17 protein-coding genes and 2 pseudogenes are annotated in these 21535 nt (G+C 59.3%); 14 read left to right on the forward strand and 5 right to left on the reverse strand.

Going from position 1 to position 21535, the window contains the following annotated elements; genetic code table 11:
- Positions 1-13: 13 nt before the first annotated feature.
- Positions 14-436: pseudogene (locus LB543_RS22565) on the forward strand (Tn3 family transposase); the annotation flags it as partial.
- A gap of 355 nt (positions 437-791) precedes the next feature.
- Here LB543_RS22565 and LB543_RS22570 read toward each other — a convergent pair.
- Positions 792-1481 (reverse strand): haloacid dehalogenase type II, encoded by a 690-nt coding sequence (locus LB543_RS22570; protein ID WP_224615573.1) that lies wholly within the window; start codon positions 1479-1481, stop codon positions 792-794.
- Positions 1482-1641: 160 nt separating this feature from the next.
- On the reverse strand, positions 1642-2118 hold the full coding sequence (locus tag LB543_RS22575; protein WP_224615574.1) for an Lrp/AsnC family transcriptional regulator: 477 nt from the start codon (positions 2116-2118) through the stop codon (positions 1642-1644).
- A 687-nt stretch (positions 2119-2805) separates the two neighbouring features.
- Here LB543_RS22575 and LB543_RS22580 point away from each other — a divergent pair.
- From LB543_RS22580 to LB543_RS22595, 4 genes are all read left to right on the forward strand, one after another.
- The gene (locus LB543_RS22580; protein ID WP_224615635.1) at positions 2806-3816 is read left to right on the forward strand and encodes a phosphotransferase; all 1011 of its coding nucleotides are present in this window, start codon (positions 2806-2808) and stop codon (positions 3814-3816) included.
- On the forward strand, positions 3816-5186 hold the full coding sequence (locus LB543_RS22585) for an aspartate aminotransferase family protein (protein ID WP_224615575.1): 1371 nt from the start codon (positions 3816-3818) through the stop codon (positions 5184-5186). Before LB543_RS22580 ends, LB543_RS22585 begins: the two co-directional genes overlap by 1 nt.
- Positions 5187-5266: 80 nt before the next feature.
- Positions 5267-5932 carry a GntR family transcriptional regulator gene (locus tag LB543_RS22590; protein ID WP_189605989.1) on the forward strand — a complete coding sequence of 222 codons (666 nt, stop codon included), beginning with the start codon at positions 5267-5269 and terminating at the stop codon, positions 5930-5932.
- A gap of 339 nt (positions 5933-6271) precedes the next feature.
- Positions 6272-7594, forward strand: coding sequence for an NAD(P)/FAD-dependent oxidoreductase (locus tag LB543_RS22595; RefSeq protein ID WP_224615636.1), 1323 nt, complete (start codon positions 6272-6274; stop codon positions 7592-7594).
- Positions 7595-7994: 400 nt separating this feature from the next.
- Here the strand turns inward: LB543_RS22595 and LB543_RS22600 are convergent, their stop codons facing one another.
- Positions 7995-8870, reverse strand: coding sequence for a GNAT family N-acetyltransferase (locus LB543_RS22600; RefSeq protein WP_224615577.1), 876 nt, complete (start codon positions 8868-8870; stop codon positions 7995-7997).
- Between the two features lie 402 nt (positions 8871-9272).
- Between LB543_RS22600 and LB543_RS22605 the strand changes: the two genes are divergently transcribed.
- From LB543_RS22605 to LB543_RS22615, 3 genes are all read left to right on the forward strand, one after another.
- On the forward strand, positions 9273-9509 hold the full coding sequence (locus LB543_RS22605; RefSeq protein ID WP_224615578.1) for a hypothetical protein: 237 nt from the start codon (positions 9273-9275) through the stop codon (positions 9507-9509).
- The gene (locus LB543_RS22610; protein ID WP_224615579.1) at positions 9497-9853 is read left to right on the forward strand and encodes a cupin domain-containing protein; all 357 of its coding nucleotides are present in this window, start codon (positions 9497-9499) and stop codon (positions 9851-9853) included. The genes LB543_RS22605 and LB543_RS22610 overlap by 13 nt, the downstream gene beginning before the upstream one ends.
- 455 nt (positions 9854-10308) lie before the next feature.
- Positions 10309-11784, forward strand: coding sequence for an NAD-dependent succinate-semialdehyde dehydrogenase (locus LB543_RS22615; protein WP_224615637.1), 1476 nt, complete (start codon positions 10309-10311; stop codon positions 11782-11784).
- Between the two features lie 159 nt (positions 11785-11943).
- Here the strand turns inward: LB543_RS22615 and LB543_RS22620 are convergent, their stop codons facing one another.
- Together LB543_RS22620 and LB543_RS22625 are read right to left on the reverse strand one after the other, a co-directional pair.
- Complete coding sequence (locus LB543_RS22620) at positions 11944-12420, reverse strand: Lrp/AsnC family transcriptional regulator (RefSeq protein WP_224615580.1); 477 nt, start codon at positions 12418-12420, stop codon at positions 11944-11946.
- A gap of 10 nt (positions 12421-12430) precedes the next feature.
- Positions 12431-12985, reverse strand: a pseudogene (locus tag LB543_RS22625) (isocitrate/isopropylmalate family dehydrogenase); the annotation flags it as partial.
- A 336-nt stretch (positions 12986-13321) separates the two neighbouring features.
- Between LB543_RS22625 and LB543_RS22630 the strand changes: the two are divergent.
- The 6 genes from LB543_RS22630 (at position 13322) to thrC (ending at position 21479) form a co-directional block, all read left to right on the forward strand.
- The gene (locus LB543_RS22630) at positions 13322-14986 is read left to right on the forward strand and encodes an ABC transporter ATP-binding protein (RefSeq protein ID WP_224615581.1); all 1665 of its coding nucleotides are present in this window, start codon (positions 13322-13324) and stop codon (positions 14984-14986) included.
- A 23-nt stretch (positions 14987-15009) separates the two neighbouring features.
- A complete protein-coding gene (locus LB543_RS22635; RefSeq protein ID WP_224615582.1) occupies positions 15010-16680 on the forward strand; it encodes a peptide ABC transporter substrate-binding protein in 1671 nt (556 codons plus the stop codon).
- A gap of 80 nt (positions 16681-16760) precedes the next feature.
- A complete protein-coding gene (locus LB543_RS22640; RefSeq protein ID WP_224615583.1) occupies positions 16761-17711 on the forward strand; it encodes an ABC transporter permease in 951 nt (316 codons plus the stop codon).
- Between the two features lie 31 nt (positions 17712-17742).
- Positions 17743-18621, forward strand: coding sequence for an ABC transporter permease (locus LB543_RS22645; protein WP_224615584.1), 879 nt, complete (start codon positions 17743-17745; stop codon positions 18619-18621).
- A gap of 55 nt (positions 18622-18676) precedes the next feature.
- Positions 18677-19984 (forward strand): NAD(P)/FAD-dependent oxidoreductase, encoded by a 1308-nt coding sequence (locus LB543_RS22650; protein ID WP_224615585.1) that lies wholly within the window; start codon positions 18677-18679, stop codon positions 19982-19984.
- Positions 19985-20051: 67 nt separating this feature from the next.
- The gene (thrC, locus tag LB543_RS22655) at positions 20052-21479 is read left to right on the forward strand and encodes a threonine synthase (protein ID WP_224615586.1); all 1428 of its coding nucleotides are present in this window, start codon (positions 20052-20054) and stop codon (positions 21477-21479) included.
- Positions 21480-21535: the final 56 nt, after the last annotated feature.

A 21535-nucleotide genomic window follows, 5' to 3' on the forward strand; every position in this document is an offset into this window, starting at 1 on the left:
TAAAGCTTGGGATGAAACAGATAGGCTCGGACTTGGCGTTCAGGGTGACGGTGCGGCCTGGCTCGCGGAAGCGCGACACATGCTCGACTTCAACCTGAAGCGGCTGGCGCATAGAGCACGATCCGGAAAGCTCGAAGGCGCTCGTCTGGAAACGGGCACGTTGATCGTCACGCCAACCCCTGGTGAGGTGCCCGTGGAAGCTGAGGATCTTAACGCCGAGATCAGTGAACTCTATCCGTTGATCGAGGTGCCGGACCTCCTGCGGGAAGTGCATGAATGGAACGGCTTTGCGGATTGCTTTACGCATGTTTGCACGGGTGACACTCCGAGGAATGTCTCGGCCATGCTGGCTGGCGTACTGGCCGATGCGACCAACCTCGGTCCGAAACGGATGGCCAGCGCGTCCAAGGGCATCAGCGCTCACCAGATCAGCTGGAGCAATGTCGACAACTGGCGAAAAGCGCACTCGTTGGAGGTACTGGGCCTTACCAGCTTTTACGCCAAATAGCCCGCCGTCTTTATCGGATTCTGGTCGCTCTGGGCGTAGCCAGATCCGTGAACTCATTCACCGGAAAAGATTCGAAACGCGAGGTGGCGAACGCCTGTTCTGACGAAGCGCGTCGGTCCTAACGTTGCCACTGCTAGGTCGACTTTGGGCATGTCCGGCTACTTGAAAGCTGACATCGAAGCGCTCTCACATTGGTGAGCCAAGCCCTACATGCGCTTGGCCAAAAGGGGCGGATGGACCCGCCCCGTTCTTGCCGACAGCCCCAGGGCTCACTACCGATCTTTCAGGCGCGCTTCCGGGCGGGTTCCAGGCCTACGGCGGCGGCTAGTCCGCCGATATCCTTGATCTCGGTGTATTCATAGAAAGGATTGGCGGGTTCGTGACCGCGGTTAACCCAGACCTTGTTTTTGATCCCCAGATCATAGGCTGGCATCAGGTCGTAGCGGAAGGAGGAGGAAACATGAGTGATGTCTTCGGGACCGCAGCCGAGCTTGTCGAGCATGTATTCAAAGCCCTTCATCAGTGGCTTGTAGGCGCCAACCTCTTCAGCGGTGATGACGGTGTGAATGGGCGCGCCGAGCTTTTCCACATTCGACATGATCAGGTCGTTCATCGAGTTCGACAGGATCACCAGTGGGATTTCCTTGGCCACCTTGGTGAGTCCTGCCGGGACGTCCGGGTGCGGACCCCACGTTGGCACTTCCTCATAGATGCGTTGCGCGTCTTCGGGTTTGAACTGGATACCGATGCGCTTGCAGCTGCGTTCAACGGCATTGTGCACCACCTCGCGGAAAGGCTTCCATGCCCCCAGCACCTCGTCCAGGCGATAGCCTCTGAAAGCCTCGACGAAACTGGCCATCGCCTCAACGGAGAGACGCTCGGCGTACACACGCCGCGCTGCACCAGCCATATCGAAGTTAGTCAGCGTACCGTAGCAGTCGAAGGTTACATATTTCGGTATAAAAGTGGTCATGTTGTGTGTTACCTTTAATTCGATGACGCAGATTTTCTGTTCAAGGCGCAACCAATCTTGTATAAAATACAGAATATCATTTGCCAAAGTTTCGCTATTTGAAGCGAATTGTTTTGAATTTTGTCGCTTATTTGGCAGATTATCTTCTGCCTTTCCATCTCTAGTGAGTAGCGATCGCGTCAATCGGCAGGTGCGCTTTAACAATCGGCGATTTCAGCACCACGAAGCTGAAATATTTGTCGATCCCGATATTGAGCTCGAGCAAGCGCTCCATGATCGCCTGATACTCGCTGATCCCCGGCGTGATGAACTTCGCCAGATAATCGTAGCCGCCAGACACAAGGTGACATTCGATCGCGCTATCGATCTTCTCGACCGTCGCGAGGAACCGCGAAAAATCTATCGGGCGATGGTTCTTGAGCGTGATCTCGGTAAAGACCGTCACTGTCTGACCCAGCTTGGCCAGGTCGACCCGGGCGGAATAGCCTACGATGAAGCCCTCCTCCTGCAGCTTCTTCACCCGCATCAAGCACGGGCTTGCCGATAGGCTGACTTTATCCGCAAGCTCGACGTTCGAGATCCGCCCGCTTTTCTGCAGCTCAGACAGAATCTTAATGTCGATTTTGTCGAGCTTCATGTGGGAACTCCGTCCCATACTGGTGCCGCGGGTGGCCTGGCTCCTCGCATTGGTGACGCTGCATGGTTGTGGGCGGACCGTCTTGCTTGAACTCGCCCAGCTAGGCCCCCGATCAACGCCGTCTGCTTGGGGATGTCGAGCGCGGCGACGGACCGCGATGCCGTAGCGGCGCGAGTACCTTCAAGGTGTCTGACCAGTTTCATTTCATTCCCCATTTTCACATCGGCCACCCCACCCAGGCCGAGCGCCGCGCCAGCTGCCGCATTCCGGTTCCGCCGGAGCACAAAAGCACAGCGAAGCGGCGATTGCAAGAGATTGTCCAACAATCCATAGAAGCATCAAACGTCCAGCGAGTTTTCGTCAGCGTTGGTATATCGCGAGCCGCGCCTGGATCACGACTTGGTATACCGTTGATTATCCTCAACATTATTGCTCCTTCCAGCTAAAGTGTATCCAAGTCACGTGCATGATCCTGTCGAAAATTGGGTCGAAATTGGGCTGCGACCTTCGATTCCAAAACTGCAATTGCCTTGATTGATAAACAAATTGTTGTACAAAAATGGAAATGTGAGATAGTCAAGCGGCGCTGCGCACTCTTCAGGCAGCATATGAATTGAGTGGAAGATGGGTCACAATCATCAGGTTCAGCCGGCGCGCGCCTCGGAGCTTTCCGAGGCGTGCAATCCCGTGGTTGCGGCGGAAGCCGAAGAAATCGCCAAACTTCTGTATGGCGTGCGTGGCTCGGCCACGCGCTTTGAAACCGAGAAAGACGACACGTTCCTCCTCGATTGCGCCGGCCGAGGGAAGTTCGTCCTGAAGATCGCTCATCCTTCCGAGCGGGTGGAGGAACTCGATTTCCAGGTCGCGCTGTTGCGCCATCTCGAGCAGCGGGCTCCTGACCTACCCATCCCTCGTGCACATCGCGGCGTCGACGGCGCGGATTTGCCCATCGTCACGACCAGTGACGGCGAGCGGAGAGTGGTGCGGCTCATCACCTTCCTCTGCGGTGTGCCGCTCGACCGGACGACTTCCACCGCCCCACAGCGCGAACGGATTGGCGAGGTCTTGGCGAAGCTACGTCATTCAATGGCCGATTTTTCCCATCCTGCGGACGATCGCGCGCTGGCATGGGACGTCACCCATCTGCTCGATCTCTCCGATCTGTTGAGCTTCATTCCAGAGGGCGGCAAGCGGGCGTGGACGGTCCGCGCGCTTGAGCGGTTTGCCGAGATCAAGCCGCGGCTCGACCTGTGCCGGCGGCAAGTGCTCCACAACGACTTCAATACGTCGAACCTGGTCGTTGACCACGCCAGCCCGCAGTTCCTGACTGGGGTCATCGATTTTGGCGATGCCGTCCGCACCGCCATCGCGGTCGACGTGTCCACTGCGTTGATGAATCAGATGCCAAAGACCATCGACCATGCGAACCGGCGTGACCTGTTCGATGAACCGCGCGATGTTCTGCGCGGCTATCTTCGCTACGCCGAACTGACGGACGAAGAACTCCGGCTTATCCCTTTCCTGGCAATGGGCCGACTTGCGGTCCGCGCGCTTCTGACCTGCTGGCGCGCCGAGATATTCCCTGAGAACAGCCGCTACATCCTGCGCCACACCGAAGCCGGGTGGGCTCATCTAGAGTGGTTCAACTCGGTGTCGACCGCACAAATATCCGATCTTCTGACCCGAGAGGAACCGTAATGCCCAAACAAGCGACTGCCCTGCCCAAGGGTTACCGTGGCGACATGGCCAATGGCTTCAACCCTCAGGATGCGTCTCATCTCCCAGGTGAAGACATGGCGCATGTGGCCAGGCGGCAAAGGCTGCTTGGCCCCGCTTATCGGCTATTCTACAGGTCGCCGGTGGAGATTTCCCGCGCCAAGGGCGTCTTCCTCTATGACAAGCATGGCAACGAATATCTTGACGCCTACAATAACGTGGTGTCGCTAGGACACGCTCATCCGCGCGTCGTTGCGGCGATCCAGAAGCAGTTCGAGACGCTCTGCACCCACACGCGCTACATGCAGGAGCCCCTGCTGGACTACGCCGAATCCCTGATCGATACCTTCGATGGCGAACTCGGGCGAACCGGATGCGCGATGTTTACCTGCACAGGTTCGGAAGCCAACGACCTTGCCTTGCGCATCGCGCGGTACCACACGGGCAAGACCGGCGTCATTGTCACGGCCGAGGCCTATCACGGCAACAGCGGCGCGGTGGCGGCAATCTCGCCGTCACTCGGCAAGAAATCGACCCTCGATCCCTATGTTCGAACGGTCGCCGCGCCTGATTCCTACCGTCTGCCCGTCGAGGAAATCGGGCGGCGGATGGCGGAGGATGTTGCGCGACAGATTGCCGACCTCGAAAGGCATGGCGGGGGCCTGGCTGCCTTCATCGCCGACTCCGTCTTCTCCTCCGATGGTCTCTATGTCGAGCCCAAGGACGCGTTGGCACCGGTAGCCGAAGTAGTACGCAAGGCTGGAGGCCTGTTTATAGCCGACGAAGTACAATCCGGTTTCGGGCGGACCGGTACCCACCTTTGGGGGCACGCCCGTCACGAGGTCGACCCGGATATCGTCACGCTTGGAAAACCTATGGGCAACGGTTATCCCGTTGCGGGCTTGGTGGTGCGGTCCGAACTCGTGGCCGAATTCGGGTCCAGCATGCGCTACTTCAACACGTTCGGTGGCAACTCCGTCGCCATCGCCGCTGCGCAGGCGGTGCTCGACACAATCGTCGAAGAGGGTTTGATGGACAACGCTACCAAGGTCGGCGGCGAAATCCTCGACGGCCTCCGCGACCTGCAAAACAAGTACGAATTCGTCGGCGATGTTCGGGGGACGGGCCTCTATTTCGCCGTCGAACTCGTCAAAGATCGCGACCGGAAGATTCCGGACATGGACCGTGCGCTAGCGGCCGTCAACGCCTTGCGCGACCGGCGCATCCTCATTTCCGCGACGGGAGCAGATGCCAATATCCTCAAGATTAGGCCTCCGCTTGTCTTCACATCGTCCAACGCAGGACGTCTGCTCGAGGGCGTCGACGCGGCGCTTCGGTCCGTGCAGAAGTAGGGTGCGATACAGCATGATCTTCCTTGCCCTACATCGCCGCATATGGCGTAGCTGCACGCGCAACATCGAAGACCAAGGCCATGAAGCAAGTCCAAGACATAGAAACCAACGCTGAGCCTTTCCCCGTTAGCGCAGTAGAAGCCCTGACGCACGACTTGCGAGGGCGCATCTTGTCGGGAGATTTCCAGCCTGGCGAATTTCTCCGCGACGCCAGGATGTGCGAGGAGCATTCGACCTCACGGCACACATTCCGTACGGCGGCCCAGGTACTCGTCACCCAGGGCTTGCTGCGTCAAATACCGAACCGAGGGTTCGTGCTGCCCGAATTCGGACCAGACGACATTGTCGACATCACACGCGTTCGGGGCGCCATAGAGGGCGAAGCCATTCGTTTGATCGTGCTGACCGGAGTCATTCCGCCCCTGGCGCTCAAGGCGGTCGCGGTTATGCATGCCTCCACCCTGTCATCTGACAGGTCCGCGCTGGTTACCGCGGACCGCGACTTCCATCGCGCCATTGTCGCGGCGAGTGGGAGCGCTCGACTGGAGCGAACCTATTCGGGCCTAGAAGGCGAGATTGAGCTTCTCCTCGTCCAGCGGCAGGATTTCTATGGGACGGCTGAGGAAATGGCGTTAGAGCACGAGCGGCTCATCAACGGCCTGAGAAGCCGCCACTACGACACCGCCCGAGAAGCTTTCAAGGAGCACTGGGAAGATCTCCAGATCAAATTGCTTGATCAACGCTGACCCAGCCCGCTCTGCGGATTTGATAGCTAGAAACGATAGCTACCAGGCGGCTCTAAGCCGCCGGTTCGACGCAAGCGCAAACGCGAGTTTTTCAACGCCACCGGCCGAAAGCGGAGCAGGCCCACAAGTGCGATAACGAGCACGCGCGCATGTTGCGCCGCTCGACGCCGAACTGGAACTCGGTCGGCGCTTGAGCAACTCTTATCGATCAAGCGGTCAAAAACCCGAACATCTTGCGAAGTCCTGGATGATTTCGGCAAATTCTATCGAGCGCACGATGCGATGAAGGCTGATCGGAACTTTGCTTCCGCATTCCTGGCAGCCGAGGTTGGTTTGAACATGTCGCCCCGCGTCGAACGCATTCACAGCGATGAGCGTCTCCCGGCCGAGGCCGACGTCGTAGTCGTCGGCGGGGGCATCCTCGGCTCTACGGCCGCCTATTACCTGGCGAAGCGTGGCCTCTCTGTGGCGCTCCTCGATAAGGGCCACGTCGCCTGTGAACAATCGAGCCGAAACTGGGGTTGGTGCCGCCAGCAGAACCGCGACCGGCGCGAACTGCCGCTCTCGGTGATCTCCATGCGACTGTGGGACGAACTCACGCGCGATATCAATCGGGACCTCGGATTCCGACGCTGCGGTCTCGTCTATGCGACCCACGACGAGGCTGTGCTCGCCGGCTGGGAAAGGTGGCGCGAGGTCGCCAGGGAGTACGAGGTCGACACCCGCGTGCTGAGCCGGGCGGAGGTGGCCGAGCGCGTCCCCGAAGCGCGCGACAAATGGGTCGGCGGGACCTATTCGGAGCGGGACGGCAAGGCCGAACCTGCGCTCGCCGCGCCGGCTATCGCCGAAGGGGCCAGAGCTCTGGGCGCCACGATCCACCAGGGATGCGCCGCGCGGGCGCTCGACTTGACCAATGGCAAGATTGCGGGCGTGCACACCGAGAAGGGCCACATCAGAACCAGCGCGGTGCTGTGCGCCGCCGGCGCTTGGTCCTCGCGCTTTCTTCGGCCGCTCGGGATCAGTTTCCCCCAAGCGAGCATTCGGCAGACCGCGCTGCGTTCCACCCCGACAATCAACATAGGCGAGGCAGTCTCCACCCCCTACTGCACGATCACACGCCGACTGGACGGCAGCTATACCCTTGCCATCAGCGGCAAGGCAAACCTCGAGATTACGCCCCAGGCTATCCGGTACGGCCGGGAATTCATGCCGCAGTTCTTGCGCCGCCTGAAGAACGTCAGGCTCGGCGTCGGTCATTCGTTCGTTTCGGGTCCGGATTCAATGCAGGCGCTGCTGACCAACGATGATCGGATCTTTGAACAGAATCGCGTGCTGGATCCACCGCCCTTGAAATGGCTGGTGGGCCAAGTGTTGGAGAGTGTCCGGAAAACGTTTCCCCAACTTCGCGACATAGAGATCGATAGCGCCTGGGGTGGCTTCGTTGATTGCACGCCGGACGCGGTGCCTGTCGTCTCGCAGATCGACGGGGTGGAAGGCCTCGTCCTCGCGGCGGGCTGCTCGGGTCACGGCTTCGGTTTGGGCCCGGGGCTCGGCTATCTAGCTGCAGAACTTGTCGTGAACGACACACCTTCCGTCAATCCCGGACCGTTCCGGCTGTCGCGTCTGGTCGACGGTTCGAAGCTGGACATCGCCGCCATCTGAAGAGATGGAAAACAGGCACTCCAAGCAAGGTCAAGGTGTCGGCAGACAAGTGAGCGGGACCCACGTTCCTAAGTCTTGCGGGGAATGAGGCAAACCGGCACGAGTCGCATCAGAATGCGCTCAGGAATCGCTCGGTCCATTCCCGCGCGACCTCGTCTGGACCGGTGTCCAGTATACGGCCAGTGCCATTTCGCACTCGGGGCCACGCGGCAGGCAGGGGGCTGGAAATCGGTCATTTCGATCTGATGGGCAGGGTATGCCAGCCTGACAACGTCTTCGGAAATATTCACGATCATTGGGATCGCGGTAGTGGCTGGCGGCAGTCTCCTATGATGGCCCTCCTGCTCCGGGCTTTCGAGTTGTCGGCGAACGCTCCGCGTTTACTAGACCGTGCTCGTATTCAGCTGAATGCATGGCTGGCCAGACCGTAAACCCAAGGTTGGTTGTGTTCTCGGTTGAGGAAGCGGCGCCCTTTGGACATGGTCGTAACAGACTCCGCGATATCAAGGCCGCTCTGCTGGAGGAACTCGGCAAACGCGCCGTCCTTTTCGCGCGTGTCGACGCGGACGAACCGCCCGATCAGATTTTTCAGATGCACAGCTGTAAGATGGATCGCGTCGAGTTCGTCGCGCGCGACGATCGGGCCGACTACAAAACCACCCCCGAATTCGCGACACATGGAATACCCGACGATCTCGCCGCTACGGCTCAAAGTGCAAATTGAAGCATCCGCGGCGAGCAACGCGAGCAGCCTCTCGCGGTTTGTCCCAAACGCGCGGGTATCCAGCGCCGTGATCTCCTGCAGCCTATCGCTCGACAAGGCCTTCAATTCGCCGTCCAAGTGCGGAGCCGGGAGCGACTGTGAGACCTCGCCTTGGCGCAAGTATACAGTCGCCTCGGCGGTGAAGCCGAGTGAGACATAGAGAGGATAAGCAGCGTGGGTGGCGTTGAGCGTCAAGCTCCGATCGCCACACTCTTTCAGAACCAAGTTCATGAGCCATCGACCGCCCCCTTGCGCTTGCGTGCGGGGCGTTGTGATGACCAAACCGATGGTGGCGAAATCGTCCCCATGGGGAAACCACATCGCACTGCCGAAAACCCGTCCGATCCCGTCCACAGCAACGATGCCGCGGCCGGCACGGCGCAGCAGTTCCCAATCCTTTGGCCGATGCGGCCACCGGACCGAAATCGAGAGCGCATGCAGCAGCTTTACGTCGACATCATCAATGTCGCGCGCGACCAGTTCGAAAGATTTCAGGTGCACTGATCTTTGCATTTAGGTCGACCCGCTCCTTTATCGAATTGCCAAGCTCGCGAGCACGTCTCGATCGGGTGCCTGTTGCACGGTTTTGCAGCCCTCTTTTGCCCCAAAGTTGCACTCGAAGGCCAGCAAGTTTCGCTGGTTCTGACCTAATATTCAAAATCTTCAGCCAAAGCGCTGCGCCGTTCGGCAGGGAATGCTCCCGCGGGCTGCGACATTATCTGCATCCGATGAATAGCGCTGGCGAGCGGTACTCGTGAATGTCGAAGAAGTTTTCGCGAAGCTGATCGCATTTTCCGCAGCCCCAGCATGCATAGGGCTGCGCGATCGCTGGTGGAGAATACCCGGCGTCACCGCGCCTGGGAGAACTGATCGGCGTCGCCGATCGGAAACTTGGCTGCTAACAGGAAACATCACATGTCACTTCTGATCTCGATCGACACGAATCCCGCCTTCACGCCGAAGCAGTCAGCGGTACTCGTGAATGTCGAAGAAGTTTTCGCGAAGCTGATCGCATTTTCCGCAGCCCCAGCATGCATAGGGCTGCGCGATCGCTGGTGGAGAATACCCGGCGTCACCGCGCCTGGGAGAACTGATCGGCGTCGCCGATCGGAAACTTGGCTGCTAACAGGAAACATCACATGTCACTTCTGATCTCGATCGACACGAATCCCGCCTTCACGCCGAAGCAGTCATTGCCGTTGCCGGAGCGACTCATCTCCGGCGCTCCATCCTTCAAGACTTGGGCGCAGGACGCTTCGAAAAGTGAGAAGGTTCTGGCTGGCGTCTGGGAGGCTACACCCGGCGTTACGCATTCGGTGAAAGGCAGCACCTACGAGTTCTGTCACATCATTTCGGGTGTGATTGAAATCGAGGAGAAGGACGGCGAGACCAAGACTTATCGCGCCGGCGACAGTTTCGTGATGAAACCTGGTTTTGTCGGCGTGTGGCGCACGATCAAGACCGTGCGCAAGATCTACGTAGTGGTGAATGACTAATTTCAATGCACAAGATCCCGCCGAATAGAACGGCCGCGATTGCAGCACGATCGGCTTTCGAAGTCCTGGCTGACGCAATGTGATCACGGTCAGAGGGCGCAATCTCAATGAAAAATGCGGTGTGCTCTCCACTATCATCAGATACCGCGACGTAGAGCTTCGATCCGTTACAGGAAACTTTGTTCATCGGGAATAAACGGGCGTGGACGGACGGCGCGCTGGAAATGCGCGATTCATCCGTTAGCAACTGGGCGCGCTTGGGCGACCTTCCGAGCGGCGGCTACAACGGGTCTAGCAGCAGCAGGATATCGGGCGGGAAACCTGTTTCGCCCGGTAATTTCAAGAGCGTGCTCATCGATCAAGGATTCGCGAAAGATACGATTGCGGCGACACGCGGACGAATTCCATCGTGCAAGGCGCGCCGGCGGCATCGGCTGAAAGGACAAATGACGACCATGAATGCAATCACGAAGATTGGTTTCCTGAAGGATGCGGACCTGTTTCGCCAACGGGCGCTCATCGGAGATGTTTGGCAGCATGCGCACAGCAATGAGACGGTCGATGTGACCGACCCAGCAAGTCTGGAAGTCCTTGGAACGGTGCCCGATATGGGCATTGATGAAACAAGGGCAGCAATAGACGCGGCGCAGGCGGCGCTTTACGACTGGAAGGCCAGGACCCATGCCGAACGTGCAGCATTTCTGGAAAGCTGGCATAGTCTGATACTGGAAAATGAGGCTGACCTGGCATTGCTGCTGACGCTGGAACAGGGCAAGCCTTTGGCGGAGGCACGCGCCGAAATCCGCTATGGCGCCTCCTTCGTCAAATGGTTCGCCGAAGAAGCACGCCGGATCGGTGGCTCGACAATTCCGTCACCCACGCCCGATCGCCGCATTCTGGTGCTGAAGGAGGCCGTCGGCGTCTGCGCCATCATCACGCCGTGGAATTTCCCCAACGCGATGATCACGCGCAAGGTGGCGCCGGCGCTGGCTGCGGGTTGTACGGTTGTCATCAAGCCGTCGGAATTTACACCATTCTCGGCACTGGCGCTCGGCGTTCTGGCGGAACGGGCAGGTATTCCGCCCGGGGTGATCAACATTGTCACCGGCATGCCCACCGAAATCGGCAACGAACTGATGGCGAACGGGACGGTGCGCAAGATCTCGTTCACCGGCTCGACGCGCGTCGGTGCGCTGCTCATGCGTGGCGCTGCCGATAGCATCAAGCGGCTGAGCCTCGAGCTCGGCGGCAACGCGCCCTTTATCGTGTTCGATGACGCCGATTTGGACAAGGCAGTTGAAGGGGTGATCGCATCCAAGTTCCGCAATGGCGGTCAAACCTGCGTCTGCGCGAACCGAATTCTCGTGCAGGAAGGCGTTTACGACGCTTTCGCCGAAAAGCTGAGCCTGCGCGTCGCGCGGATGAAGGTTGGCGCAGGGACCGACGAGGGTACTGAGATCGGCCCAATGATCAACGCGGCCGCGCTCGACAAGATCGAGCGTCACATCGCGGATGCGAAAGAGAAAGGCGCGCAGATCATCGCCCAAAGCGAGGCAGTGCCCGACGGCAAGCAATATGCACGGCCCGTCGTGCTGGGAGAGGCCACTACCGAGATGCTCCTGGCATCGGAAGAGACGTTCGGTCCGGTGGCGCCCCTTTTTCGCTTCGAGACGGAGGACGAGGCCATCGCAATTGCGAACAATACGCCGTTCGGCCTTGCCGCTTACTTCTATACAGACAATCTCAAACGGTCATGGCGTGTTGCCGAGGCGTTGGAGTTCGGTATGATCGGGCTCAACACAGGCCTGATCTCGACCGAGGTTGCGCCTTTCGGCGGTGTCAAGCAGTCAGGAGTTGGCCGCGAAGGATCGCAGCTCGGCATCGAGGAATATCTCGAGATCAAGACCTTTCATGTTGGCGGGCTTGGTTAGTTTCTGCAGAGACTGAACGCGTATAGGCGCGCTGGAACAACAGAAAGGGGCGGTGGAGACCGCCCCTTTCTCTATTTCGACCAGGTGTCACTCACGTTGCTCGAGAGGACTTCGGTTTGAAGGGAGCGCTCTCTGGGCTGAAGACCGGGAGCTGCCTTCTCATCTGTCGAAAATGGTATCGAGTGGCAAATGGGACTTCGCGATCGGTGACTTCAGCACGACGAAGCTGAAATATTTGTCGATTCCAATATCCAATTCGATCAAGCGCTCCATGATCGTCTGGTATTCAGTAATCCCAGCTGTGACAAACTTCACAAGATAATCGTAACCCCCTGAAACCAGGTGGCATTCTATGACCGACTCTACCTTCTGAATGGCGATGAGAAATCTCGCGAAGTCGTTATGCTGATGATGCTTGAGCGTCACTTCGGTGAAAACCGTCAGAGTCTGCCCCAGCTTCGCGACGTCGATCTGGGCCGAATAACCGGTGATGAAACCTTCTGCCTGAAGTTTTTTCACCCGCATCAGGCAAGGGCTCTGTGAAAGGTTGACCAAGTCGGCAAGCTCGACATTCGTGAGCCGCCCGTTCTTTTGCAGTTGTGCTAAGATCTTGATGTCGATTTTGTCGAGCTTCATCGTAAACCTGTCACACGTTCGAACCGCGGGTCGTCCGGCAGACGTCATCGATCGCTTCGTGCGTGGTCGCTGTCCTTCGCACATCCGGCGTCAGCACGCCTTCGCTCGAGACCGTTTCCACGGTCCTCATCAACCGTATGGCCGCTGGGCTCTCGCCCAGATGTTCAAGCATCCGGGCGGCGGTACAGAAGGTGGCGATGGAGTTGGCGATACCTTTGCCAGCAACGTCGAAAGCCGAGCCGTGAATTGGCTCGAACATCAAGGGATATCGATCGGGCTCAACGTTTGCGGTGGTGTCCACCCCCAGGCCCCCCGCCAGCGCCCCTGCAATGTCGGACAATATATCGCCATGAAGGGCGGTGGCGACAATCGTTTCGCCACTGCGATGTTTGAGCGTCATACGTACCGTCATAGCATCAACCAGTATCTTGTCCCACGCGCGTCACTCCCGCGACACCTCGGCCGCGATCTCATCCCACATTACCACGCCGTGGCGCTGTGCGTTGCATTCCGTGACCACCGTCAGAAACTTTCAGGGCGGCGACTGCAACAGCCGAAATGTAAACGTCCACCGAACCCGCTCGCGTGGCTCGAATGCCGGAATAGGCGCAGAGTGAAATACCAATTTGGGCTCCCTCTGCGGAAGTTCCTGCTGCCTGCCTGCTAAGTTTCGGCGATTCTCTCGGCCAGAAAGAGTCACACTCATCGGTGACTAAGGTCCGTTACTCCCCGGACAGTGCCAAGAGCCAAGTAGGCGGCAGGCTTCAGAAGGGGAGGCTTGGAAAGTGAGCCGGAGAGTTCACGATAGGGAACAGTTTGACCGATTGATCGCCCCGAGGCGGAGATCGAAAACGCAATCCGCAGCGGGCTGAAGAGCGCAGATGAAAAGGGAGAGGTCTCGATGATCGCGAGCATCCAAGCTGTAGCTCCTCATGAAGTGGCGCTTTCGGTGCGCGATCTGACCGTAAGCCTGCCGGCCGGCATGGAGCGGGTCCATGCGGTCGAAAATATCTCGTTTGATCTGAAACGCGGCCAGATCCTCTGCATCATCGGTGAGTCCGGATCGGGCAAGTCGGTCACCGCGAACGCGATCATGGGACTTCTGCCAAAGGTGATCCGCACCACGTCGGGTGTCATCCAACTGGAGGGAATGAACATCATCGGCATGTCGCCCGACAAGCTGCGCAACCTGCGTGGCCGGGTCGTGTCGATGATCTTTCAGGATCCGCTCTCGGCGCTCAACCCCCTGATGACCGTGGGCGCGCAGATTGACGAGGTCATGGCAGCGCATGGATACGGCACGCCAAAAACCTGCCGCGACCGCGCCATTGAGCTGCTCGCCGAAGTGGGCCTGCCAGACCCCGAACTCATGTATCACCAGTATCCTTTCCGGCTTTCTGGCGGGCAGCGGCAGCGCGTCATGATCGCCATGGCCCTGGCACTCGAGCCGACGGTGCTGATCGCCGATGAGCCAACCACCGCGCTCGATGTCACCACCCAGGCACAGATCCTGGAACTGATCCGCGACATTCAGCGCCGCAAGGGCATGAGCGTGATGTTCATCACCCACGATTTCGGCGTGGTGGCCGAGATAGCCGACAGCGTGGTGGTGATGGAAAAGGGCCACATTGTCGAACAGGGCGGGGCCGAGCAGGTGTTGAAGGCGCCCAAGCATCCTTACACCCAGCGCCTGATTGCAGCCGTACCGCATCTGACCGGCGAGGATCGCCCTCGTGCCGAGCCCGCTAGCAAGGAGCCGATCCTGAAAGTCGAGGGTCTGGTGAAGACCTATCGTGGCGGCAGCGCGCTGTTCGGCGCGCAGCGGATTGTGACGGCGGTGAACGAGGTTTCGTTCGAACTGGCTCCTGGCCGCACGCTGGGAGTCGTAGGCGAGAGCGGCTCGGGAAAATCGTCACTGGGCCGGCTGCTGATCAAGCTGCTGGACAGCGACGGCGGCGGGATTTTGTTCGAGGGATCCGACATAGCCAAGCTTTCCGAAGCGAAGTTCCGCCCGCTTAGACCGCGGATCCAGATGATCTTCCAGGATCCCTTCGCGTCTCTGAACCCACGCTCAACCGTCGGCCACATCATGACCGTGGGTCCGGTGGCTCACGGGATGCCCTATGCCCAGGCGCGCGACGAAGCGCGTGCTCTTCTGGCTCATGTCGGTCTCGATGCCGGCGCCTTCGGCCGCTATCCGCACGAGTTTTCGGGCGGGCAACGCCAGCGGATCGGCATCGCCCGTGCGCTGATGTTCAAGCCGAAGCTGTTGATTGCCGACGAGGCGGTCTCCGCGCTCGACGTGTCGATCCAGGCACAGATCCTTCAGCTTCTGGATCAGATCCAGCGCGAGACCGGCGTGTCGATGGTCTTCATCACCCACGACCTGCGCGTGGCCAGCCAGATCTGCGACGAAATCGCCGTGATGCAGAAGGGCCGGATCGTCGAGCGCGGACCGCCCTCCCAGATATTCCTGAACCCGCAAGCGGCGTACACGCGCCAACTCGTGGCGGCAATTCCAGGGGAGAGGCCGGGCAATACCCGTCCCATTGCAGCAAACGCATAAGAAATAACAAGAGAGGAACTACCATGACCAAAAATTCAACGACCACATCCAACTACTCGAGACGCCAGGCGCTGCGACTGATGGCGCTAGGCGGAGCTGCAGGCTTGATCGCGCCCAATCTTCTGGGCAAGTCCGCTTTCGCCAAGACCCCTGCCACGGGTCCGGTCGGTCGCGTCGTCGTCGGTCTTTCACAAGAGCCAACGGTGTTCAATCCGTTGATGGCGCATATCGAAGTCGATGACGCGGTCCACTTCTCGGTTTTCGATGCGCTGGTCAGGATGGATGCTGAAGGCGTCCTCCAGCCGAATCTCGCAGCCGAGGTGCCAAGTCAGAAGAATGGCGGCATTTCGGCGGACGGCTTAAATTGGCGCATCCGATTGCGTGACAATGCCCGGTGGCACGACGGTGAGCCCTTCACGGCCGAGGACGTGAAGTACACTCTTGAGCTAATCACGAACCCAAAGTTTCGCGCCTGGCGTACAAGCGGCCATTCGCTCGTGCAGGACATCAAAGTGGTTTCCCCAACCGAGATCACATGGCGCATGAAGGAGGCTTTTGCTCCCTATCTTTCCTTCCTGGCCGAAACATTCATCGTTCCCAAGCACATTCTGGAGAAAGAGGCGGATCCGAATACAGCGGCGTTCAACCAGGCGCCGGTCGGCACCGGCGCATTCAAATGGAGCCAGCGCGTCGCGGGTGATCATATCGAGCTCGTCGCCAATCCTGAGTACGCCGGCGAAGGTCCTTATGTCGAGAAACTCATTTTCAAATACATTCCCGATCTGACCGTGCTCTACACGCAGTTCAAGAGTGGCGACGTAGACCTGGTCGATCAGGCGTATATCACTGCCGACCATTACGCTGAAGCCCGCGAATTGCCGGACCGTGTAGTAACGCTGGAGACCGGGTCATCCCTGGAGTCGATCTATCTGAATTTGGGCCGCCCGCAGTTCAAGGACTTGGCAGTTCGCCAGGCGCTCTACGCCGCGATGGACAGGAAAGCCATCGTCGACACGATCTACTATGGCGTCGGCACGCTCACGGAGACCTTCATGCCGAAGGAGTCCTACTACTACAATCCGAACCTGCCCGTGCAGGAGTTCAATCTGGACCGTGCGCGTCAGATTCTTGACGAGGCCGGCTGGAAGCCAGGGCCGGATGGAATCCGCGCCAAAGATGGAGTGCGGCTGTCCTTCTCCAACTCAACGACGTCTGGCAACAACCTCCGCGAGCAGACGCAGCAGTTCCTGCAGCAGACGTTTGCGGAGATCGGCGTCGAGATGACGATCTCAAATTTGCCGGCCGCAGTCATGTGGGGCGAATTCTGGCTGAAGTCACAATTCGACACAGCTATGGTCGGCGTTACCTATCTGATTGCCGCGGACCCCGATGCCACAAATCGCCTTCATACGAAGGCAATCGCCGCTCAAGGCGGACACGGCTCGAACACCGGGCAATATTCCAATCCTGAGGTCGATGCCCTTCTCGAAAAGGGTGCTCGCATCTTCGATCCTGAGGAGCGGCGCGGGATCTATAATCGCGTGCAGGAAATAGTGCGCCAGGATCTGCCCTTCCTGCCGCTGTCAGCGCTTACAAACGTGCTCGGACGCAAGGCCGGCTTGGACGGTTTCAAGCCTAATGCCAACACCCGCACGGCCTCCTGGGATGCCGCGGCCTGGCATTGGAAGGCCTAATCCACGCAGTTGCCGCCGGCCGATTTCACGCGGGCGGCGGCAACAGACCGAAATCGCAAAATCCATCAAGGAGGACTCGAATGCGCGGCTTCCTGCTCAATCGCCTCTCGCAGAGCCTAGTGCTGCTTGTGATCGTTTCGATCATCGGCTTCGGCATTTTGAATCTCCTTCCTGGCGGCCCGCTGGCGCAATTCGGGCTCGATCCCGGAATGACCCAGCAGGATATCGAGCGCCTCAAGGGGCTGCTGGGCCTCGATCGACCCATATGGATCCAATATCTGGACTGGGCATGGCGACTGGTGCGGGGCGACTGGGGTCACTCCTTCCGCGACGGAGCGCCGGTATTGCAGATCATCGGCAGCCATGTGTTCGCCACGCTGCTGCTGATGGGGTCCTCGACCGCAATTGCGATTTCCATCGGCGCCTGGATCGGGATCCGTGGCGCCACGCGCCGCTACTCGCTCTTCGATTATCTTGCAACGGTTGGCGCCATGGTCGCGTTGTCGGTCCCAACCTTCTGGTTCGGCCTCGTCGGCATCTACATCTTTACCCTGAAATTGGGCTGGCTGCCGGCGGGCAACATGTCCGAGATCGGCGATAGCTCGATCCTGGGCTACCTTCATCATCTGATCCTGCCAAGCATCGTGCTGTCGCTGGTCCATGTGGCGATCTGGAGCCGCTACATGCGGACGGCGACGCTCGACGCCATCAGCCAGGACTTCGTCAAGACGGCTCGGGCCAAGGGGTTGAGTGAACGCCGGATTCTGATGAAGCATGTCGTCGGCAACGCGCTCTTGCCGATGATCACCCTGGCCGGGATGCAGCTTCCCAGCATTCTGACCGGCGCGCTGGTAACCGAAACTGTCTTTACCTGGCCAGGAATGGGACGGTTGTTTCTCGATAGCCTGGGCTACAGCGACTACCCGGTTGTGATGGGGCTTTTGATGTTCTCGGCTATCCTCGTTCTGCTTGGAAACCTGATCGCCGACATAGTCGTCGCTATTGTCGATCCGCGCATTCGTCTGGCCTGAGCGCGCAACTTCCCGACAGGAGACAGCCGATATGACCGCTCTCACCGTAAATGCAGCTCCAAGCCGCTGGAGAAACAACCGCGCGGCACGTCGTTTCATGCGGCATCGCCTGGCCCTGCTCGGGTTGACTATGATCGTTCTCCTGACCCTGGCTTGTGTCGTCGGTCCCCATCTCTTGCCTTATGACTCACTCTACATCGATCTGCGGGCCCGATTTGCCCCCCCGTTGACCGGTTACCACTTTCTAGGCACCGATCCACTTGGTCGTGACCTTGCGGCCAGACTCTTGATGGCGGGACGAATCTCGCTGCTGGTGGGTTTCTTCGCCATGGTGTTGTCGACGCTCGTCGGCACGATGGTCGGCGTGATCGCGGGCTATCGCGGCGGCTGGATTGGGGCCACGCTGATGCGCACGGTCGATGGCTTCCTGTCGTTTCCATCGATCTTTCTGCTGCTGGCGCTGGCTGCGGCACTCAAGCCCAGCCCCGTGATGATCACCGTCATCATCGCCCTCACGAGTTGGATGGAGGTTGCCCGTATCGTCGAAGCGGAAGTGCGCTCGTTGCGCGAACGCGAGTTCGTCCTCGCCGGGCGCATGCTGGGATTGAGCGGCACCCACATCATGTTCCGCGAAATACTGCCCAACGCCATGGGACCGATCATCGTGGCTTCCACCTTGACAGTGGCGCGCGCCATTCTCATGGAAGCCTACATCAGCTTCCTCGGCTATGGGATCCAGCCGCCACTGCCAAGTTGGGGCAACATGCTCAACGGCGCCCAGCAGTATCTGGGCAGCGCACCTTGGCTGGCCATCATTCCCGGAGCGGCCATCACCATCGCTGTGACCAGTTTCAATTTCATTGGTGACGGACTGCGTGACGCTCTGGACGTCCGGGACGACCATATTTGAAGCGCCGCGAGCGACCACTCTCATAATCCCTGGAACTACAAGAGAAGTCAGTCACATGCACGAGCCAAGAATCGAAAAGAACACGCCATACTGGTGGGAAGCGGCGCCCGTCATGCCGCTGCCACCGCAGCCGGTTGCAAAGACACTTGACGTGGCAATTGTCGGTGCCGGTTATGCCGGACTTTCCGCCGGGCTTGTGCTGGCGCGCGAGGGACGCTCGGTCGCCGCTTTTGATGCGATGAATCCGGGCGAAGGTGCTTCCACCCGCAACGGCGGAATTACGAGCGGGACCATCCGGCCGGACCATGCCACGATCACCCGGCGCTTCGGTGAAGCGAAGGCATTGGCAATCGAGGCCGAGGGCAAGGTTGCGCGTGAATTCCTCTACGACTTCATCAAGACCGAAGGGCTCGATTGCGACTTCCGACTGGTTGGCCAGTTCAAAGGCGCTTTCGGATATGAACAGTATGAAAAGATGGCGCGCGGCGCCGAGGCGCTTGCGAAGAAACTGGGGATCGAGTCCTACGCCGTTCCGCATGCCGAGCAGCGGAACTATATCGGCACCGATTTCTACCGCGGCGGAACCGTTCGGATGGACATTGGCGGGCTGCACCCCGCAAAGTTCCACTCTGAACTCCTGCGGGTGGCGCTTGCATCCGGGTTGACGGTCCATTCGCATGCAGGGGTCAAGTCGATCGAGAGGAACGGTTCGGGGTTCCGCGTCGTGACGTCGGCTGGGACGGTTGATGCCCGGCAAGTTCTGGTCTGTACCAATGGATATACCGACGGCGCCGCTCCCTTCCTGCGCCGCCGCCTGGTTCCGGTCCGCAGCCGCATTATCGTGACCGAGGAACTCGCGCCGGATGTCATGGCGAGGCTGATGCCGAAGCTGATGATGATGGGCGAAAACCGGCAACTCGGTTTCTATTATCGTCCATCGCCCGACGGAAAACGCATCCTGCTGGGGGGCCGTGACAGTTCTCGCGTCGGGGATCCGGTGGCCCCGAAACTTCTCCTGCGCAAGGGTCTGGTGAACCTTTTCCCGGAGTTGGAGAACGTGCGCCTTTCGCACTGCTGGTTCGGCAACGTGGCGATGAACCGCGACATGCTGCCCCGCATTTTTGAGAAGGACGGTGTTCTCTATGCCACTGGCTTCTGCGGCTCGGGCGTGGTCTGGGCGCCATGGATCGGTATGCGCGCTGCCCATAAGCTGATGGGACAAGGAGAGCAGGCGCGCACGGCCTTTGACTTTCGGCCTCCCGCCTCCATTCCGCTCTATCGTGGCAATCCGTGGTTCATGCCGGCCATTATCCAGGGCTATCGGATACAGGACCGTATCGACCTATGGCGCGCCAGCCGCTGACAGCCGAAGGGTGGCGAGGTTCCAAGCGAGCGTCTTAGCTGCGATCCGGCTTCAGGAAGAGCATCACATGCACTACATCTCCACTCGCGGCTATCCCGAACGCAAGACGTTCTGCGAGGTTCTGCTTGAAGGTCTCGCGCCAGATGGCGGGTTGTATGTGCCCGAGGCCTACCCGCCGGTGGATGACGCCATGCTCGACAGCTGGCGTGGCTTGTCCTATCCGGACCTCGCCTTTGAAATCCTGTCGCTGTACATCGATGATATTCCGCCCGCCGATCTGAAGGCAATTTGTGCGAAAACCTACACAGCTGATATTTTTGGGACCGCTAGGATCGTGCCCGTGCGAGCGCTTGCGACGGGCTTCCACGTGGCGGAACTGTCGAACGGTCCGACGCTGGCGTTCAAGGACATCGCCATGCAGTTACTCGGCAATCTGCTCCAGTACGAACTGACGCGTCGGCATGAGGAACTGAACATCCTCGGCGCGACCAGCGGCGATACTGGCAGTGCGGCGGAATATGCCATGCGGGGCAAGAAGGGCATCCGCGTCTTCATGATGTCGCCCCGCGGACGCATGAGCGCCTTCCAGCAAGCCCAGATGTTCAGCCTGCAGGACGAAAACATCCAGAACATCGCCATTGAGGGGGTATTCGACGATTGCCAGGACATAGTGAAAGCCGTGTCCGGCGATGCCGACTTCAAAAGGCGCCACAGGATCGGTGCCGTCAACTCGATCAACTGGGCCCGGCTGTTGGCTCAGGTGGTGTATTACTTCGCGGCCTATTTCCAGGTGACCGCAGAGAACGCATCAGAGGTCGACTTCACGGTTCCTTCCGGCAATTTCGGCAACATCTGCGCCGGTCATGTCGCGCGCATGATGGGCCTTCCCATATCCCGTCTCGTCGTTGCGACCAACGAAAACGACGTGCTGGACGAATTCTTTCGGATCGGTGTCTATCGCGTGCGCGGCCAAGCCGACACGTTTGAAACCTCAAGCCCTTCGATGGACATCTCCAAGGCATCGAATCTCGAGCGTTTCGTGTTCGACTTGCTCGGCCGTGATGCGGGGCGTACGAAATCGCTGTTCGACTATCACCTCCGGAAAAGCGGGTCCTTCGATCTCAGCCGGGATCTGGCCTTCGCGCGGGCGGCAGATCGCTTCGGTTTCCGCAGCGGCAAAAGCACCCATCCCGAGCGGTTGGCGACGATCCGTGACATCTGGCAACGTTCAAACACGCTTATCGATCCACATACGGCAGATGGCGTAAAAGTCGCGCGCGAACATTCCGTGCCGGATGTTTCGATGATCGTGCTCGAGACGGCCCTGCCGATCAAGTTTGCCGCGACCATACGGGAGGCTTTGGGCCGAGAGCCGGGTCGTCCGGAACGGTTCGATGGCATGGAGCAATTGCCCAGACGGTTCAAAGTGCTTCCCGCCGATGCACAGGCCGTAAAGACCTACATCGCTGAAATCGTGCAGGGTACAGCCTGCTGAAGAGCTGCTTCAGCGATCGGGGACCGTTTTTTGGCCTATGGCTGTTCATACGGAGC

Source organism: Mesorhizobium sp. ESP7-2 (assembly GCF_020164715.1).
GTDB lineage: Bacteria > Pseudomonadota > Alphaproteobacteria > Rhizobiales > Rhizobiaceae > Mesorhizobium.

Coding starts and splice junctions, on each gene's coding strand:
- LB543_RS22570 (WP_224615573.1), bottom strand. CDS start 1,481: ATGACCACTTTTATACCGAAATATGTAACCTTCGACTGCTACGGTACG.
- LB543_RS22575 (WP_224615574.1), bottom strand. CDS start 2,118: ATGAAGCTCGACAAAATCGACATTAAGATTCTGTCTGAGCTGCAGAAA.
- LB543_RS22585 (WP_224615575.1), top strand. CDS start 3,816: ATGCCCAAACAAGCGACTGCCCTGCCCAAGGGTTACCGTGGCGACATG.
- LB543_RS22590 (WP_189605989.1), top strand. CDS start 5,267: ATGAAGCAAGTCCAAGACATAGAAACCAACGCTGAGCCTTTCCCCGTT.
- LB543_RS22595 (WP_224615636.1), top strand. CDS start 6,272: ATGTCGCCCCGCGTCGAACGCATTCACAGCGATGAGCGTCTCCCGGCC.
- LB543_RS22600 (WP_224615577.1), bottom strand. CDS start 8,870: ATGCAAAGATCAGTGCACCTGAAATCTTTCGAACTGGTCGCGCGCGAC.
- LB543_RS22605 (WP_224615578.1), top strand. CDS start 9,273: ATGTCACTTCTGATCTCGATCGACACGAATCCCGCCTTCACGCCGAAG.
- LB543_RS22610 (WP_224615579.1), top strand. CDS start 9,497: ATGTCACTTCTGATCTCGATCGACACGAATCCCGCCTTCACGCCGAAG.
- LB543_RS22615 (WP_224615637.1), top strand. CDS start 10,309: ATGAATGCAATCACGAAGATTGGTTTCCTGAAGGATGCGGACCTGTTT.
- LB543_RS22620 (WP_224615580.1), bottom strand. CDS start 12,420: ATGAAGCTCGACAAAATCGACATCAAGATCTTAGCACAACTGCAAAAG.
- LB543_RS22630 (WP_224615581.1), top strand. CDS start 13,322: ATGATCGCGAGCATCCAAGCTGTAGCTCCTCATGAAGTGGCGCTTTCG.
- LB543_RS22635 (WP_224615582.1), top strand. CDS start 15,010: ATGACCAAAAATTCAACGACCACATCCAACTACTCGAGACGCCAGGCG.
- LB543_RS22640 (WP_224615583.1), top strand. CDS start 16,761: ATGCGCGGCTTCCTGCTCAATCGCCTCTCGCAGAGCCTAGTGCTGCTT.
- LB543_RS22645 (WP_224615584.1), top strand. CDS start 17,743: ATGACCGCTCTCACCGTAAATGCAGCTCCAAGCCGCTGGAGAAACAAC.
- LB543_RS22650 (WP_224615585.1), top strand. CDS start 18,677: ATGCACGAGCCAAGAATCGAAAAGAACACGCCATACTGGTGGGAAGCG.
- thrC (WP_224615586.1), top strand. CDS start 20,052: ATGCACTACATCTCCACTCGCGGCTATCCCGAACGCAAGACGTTCTGC.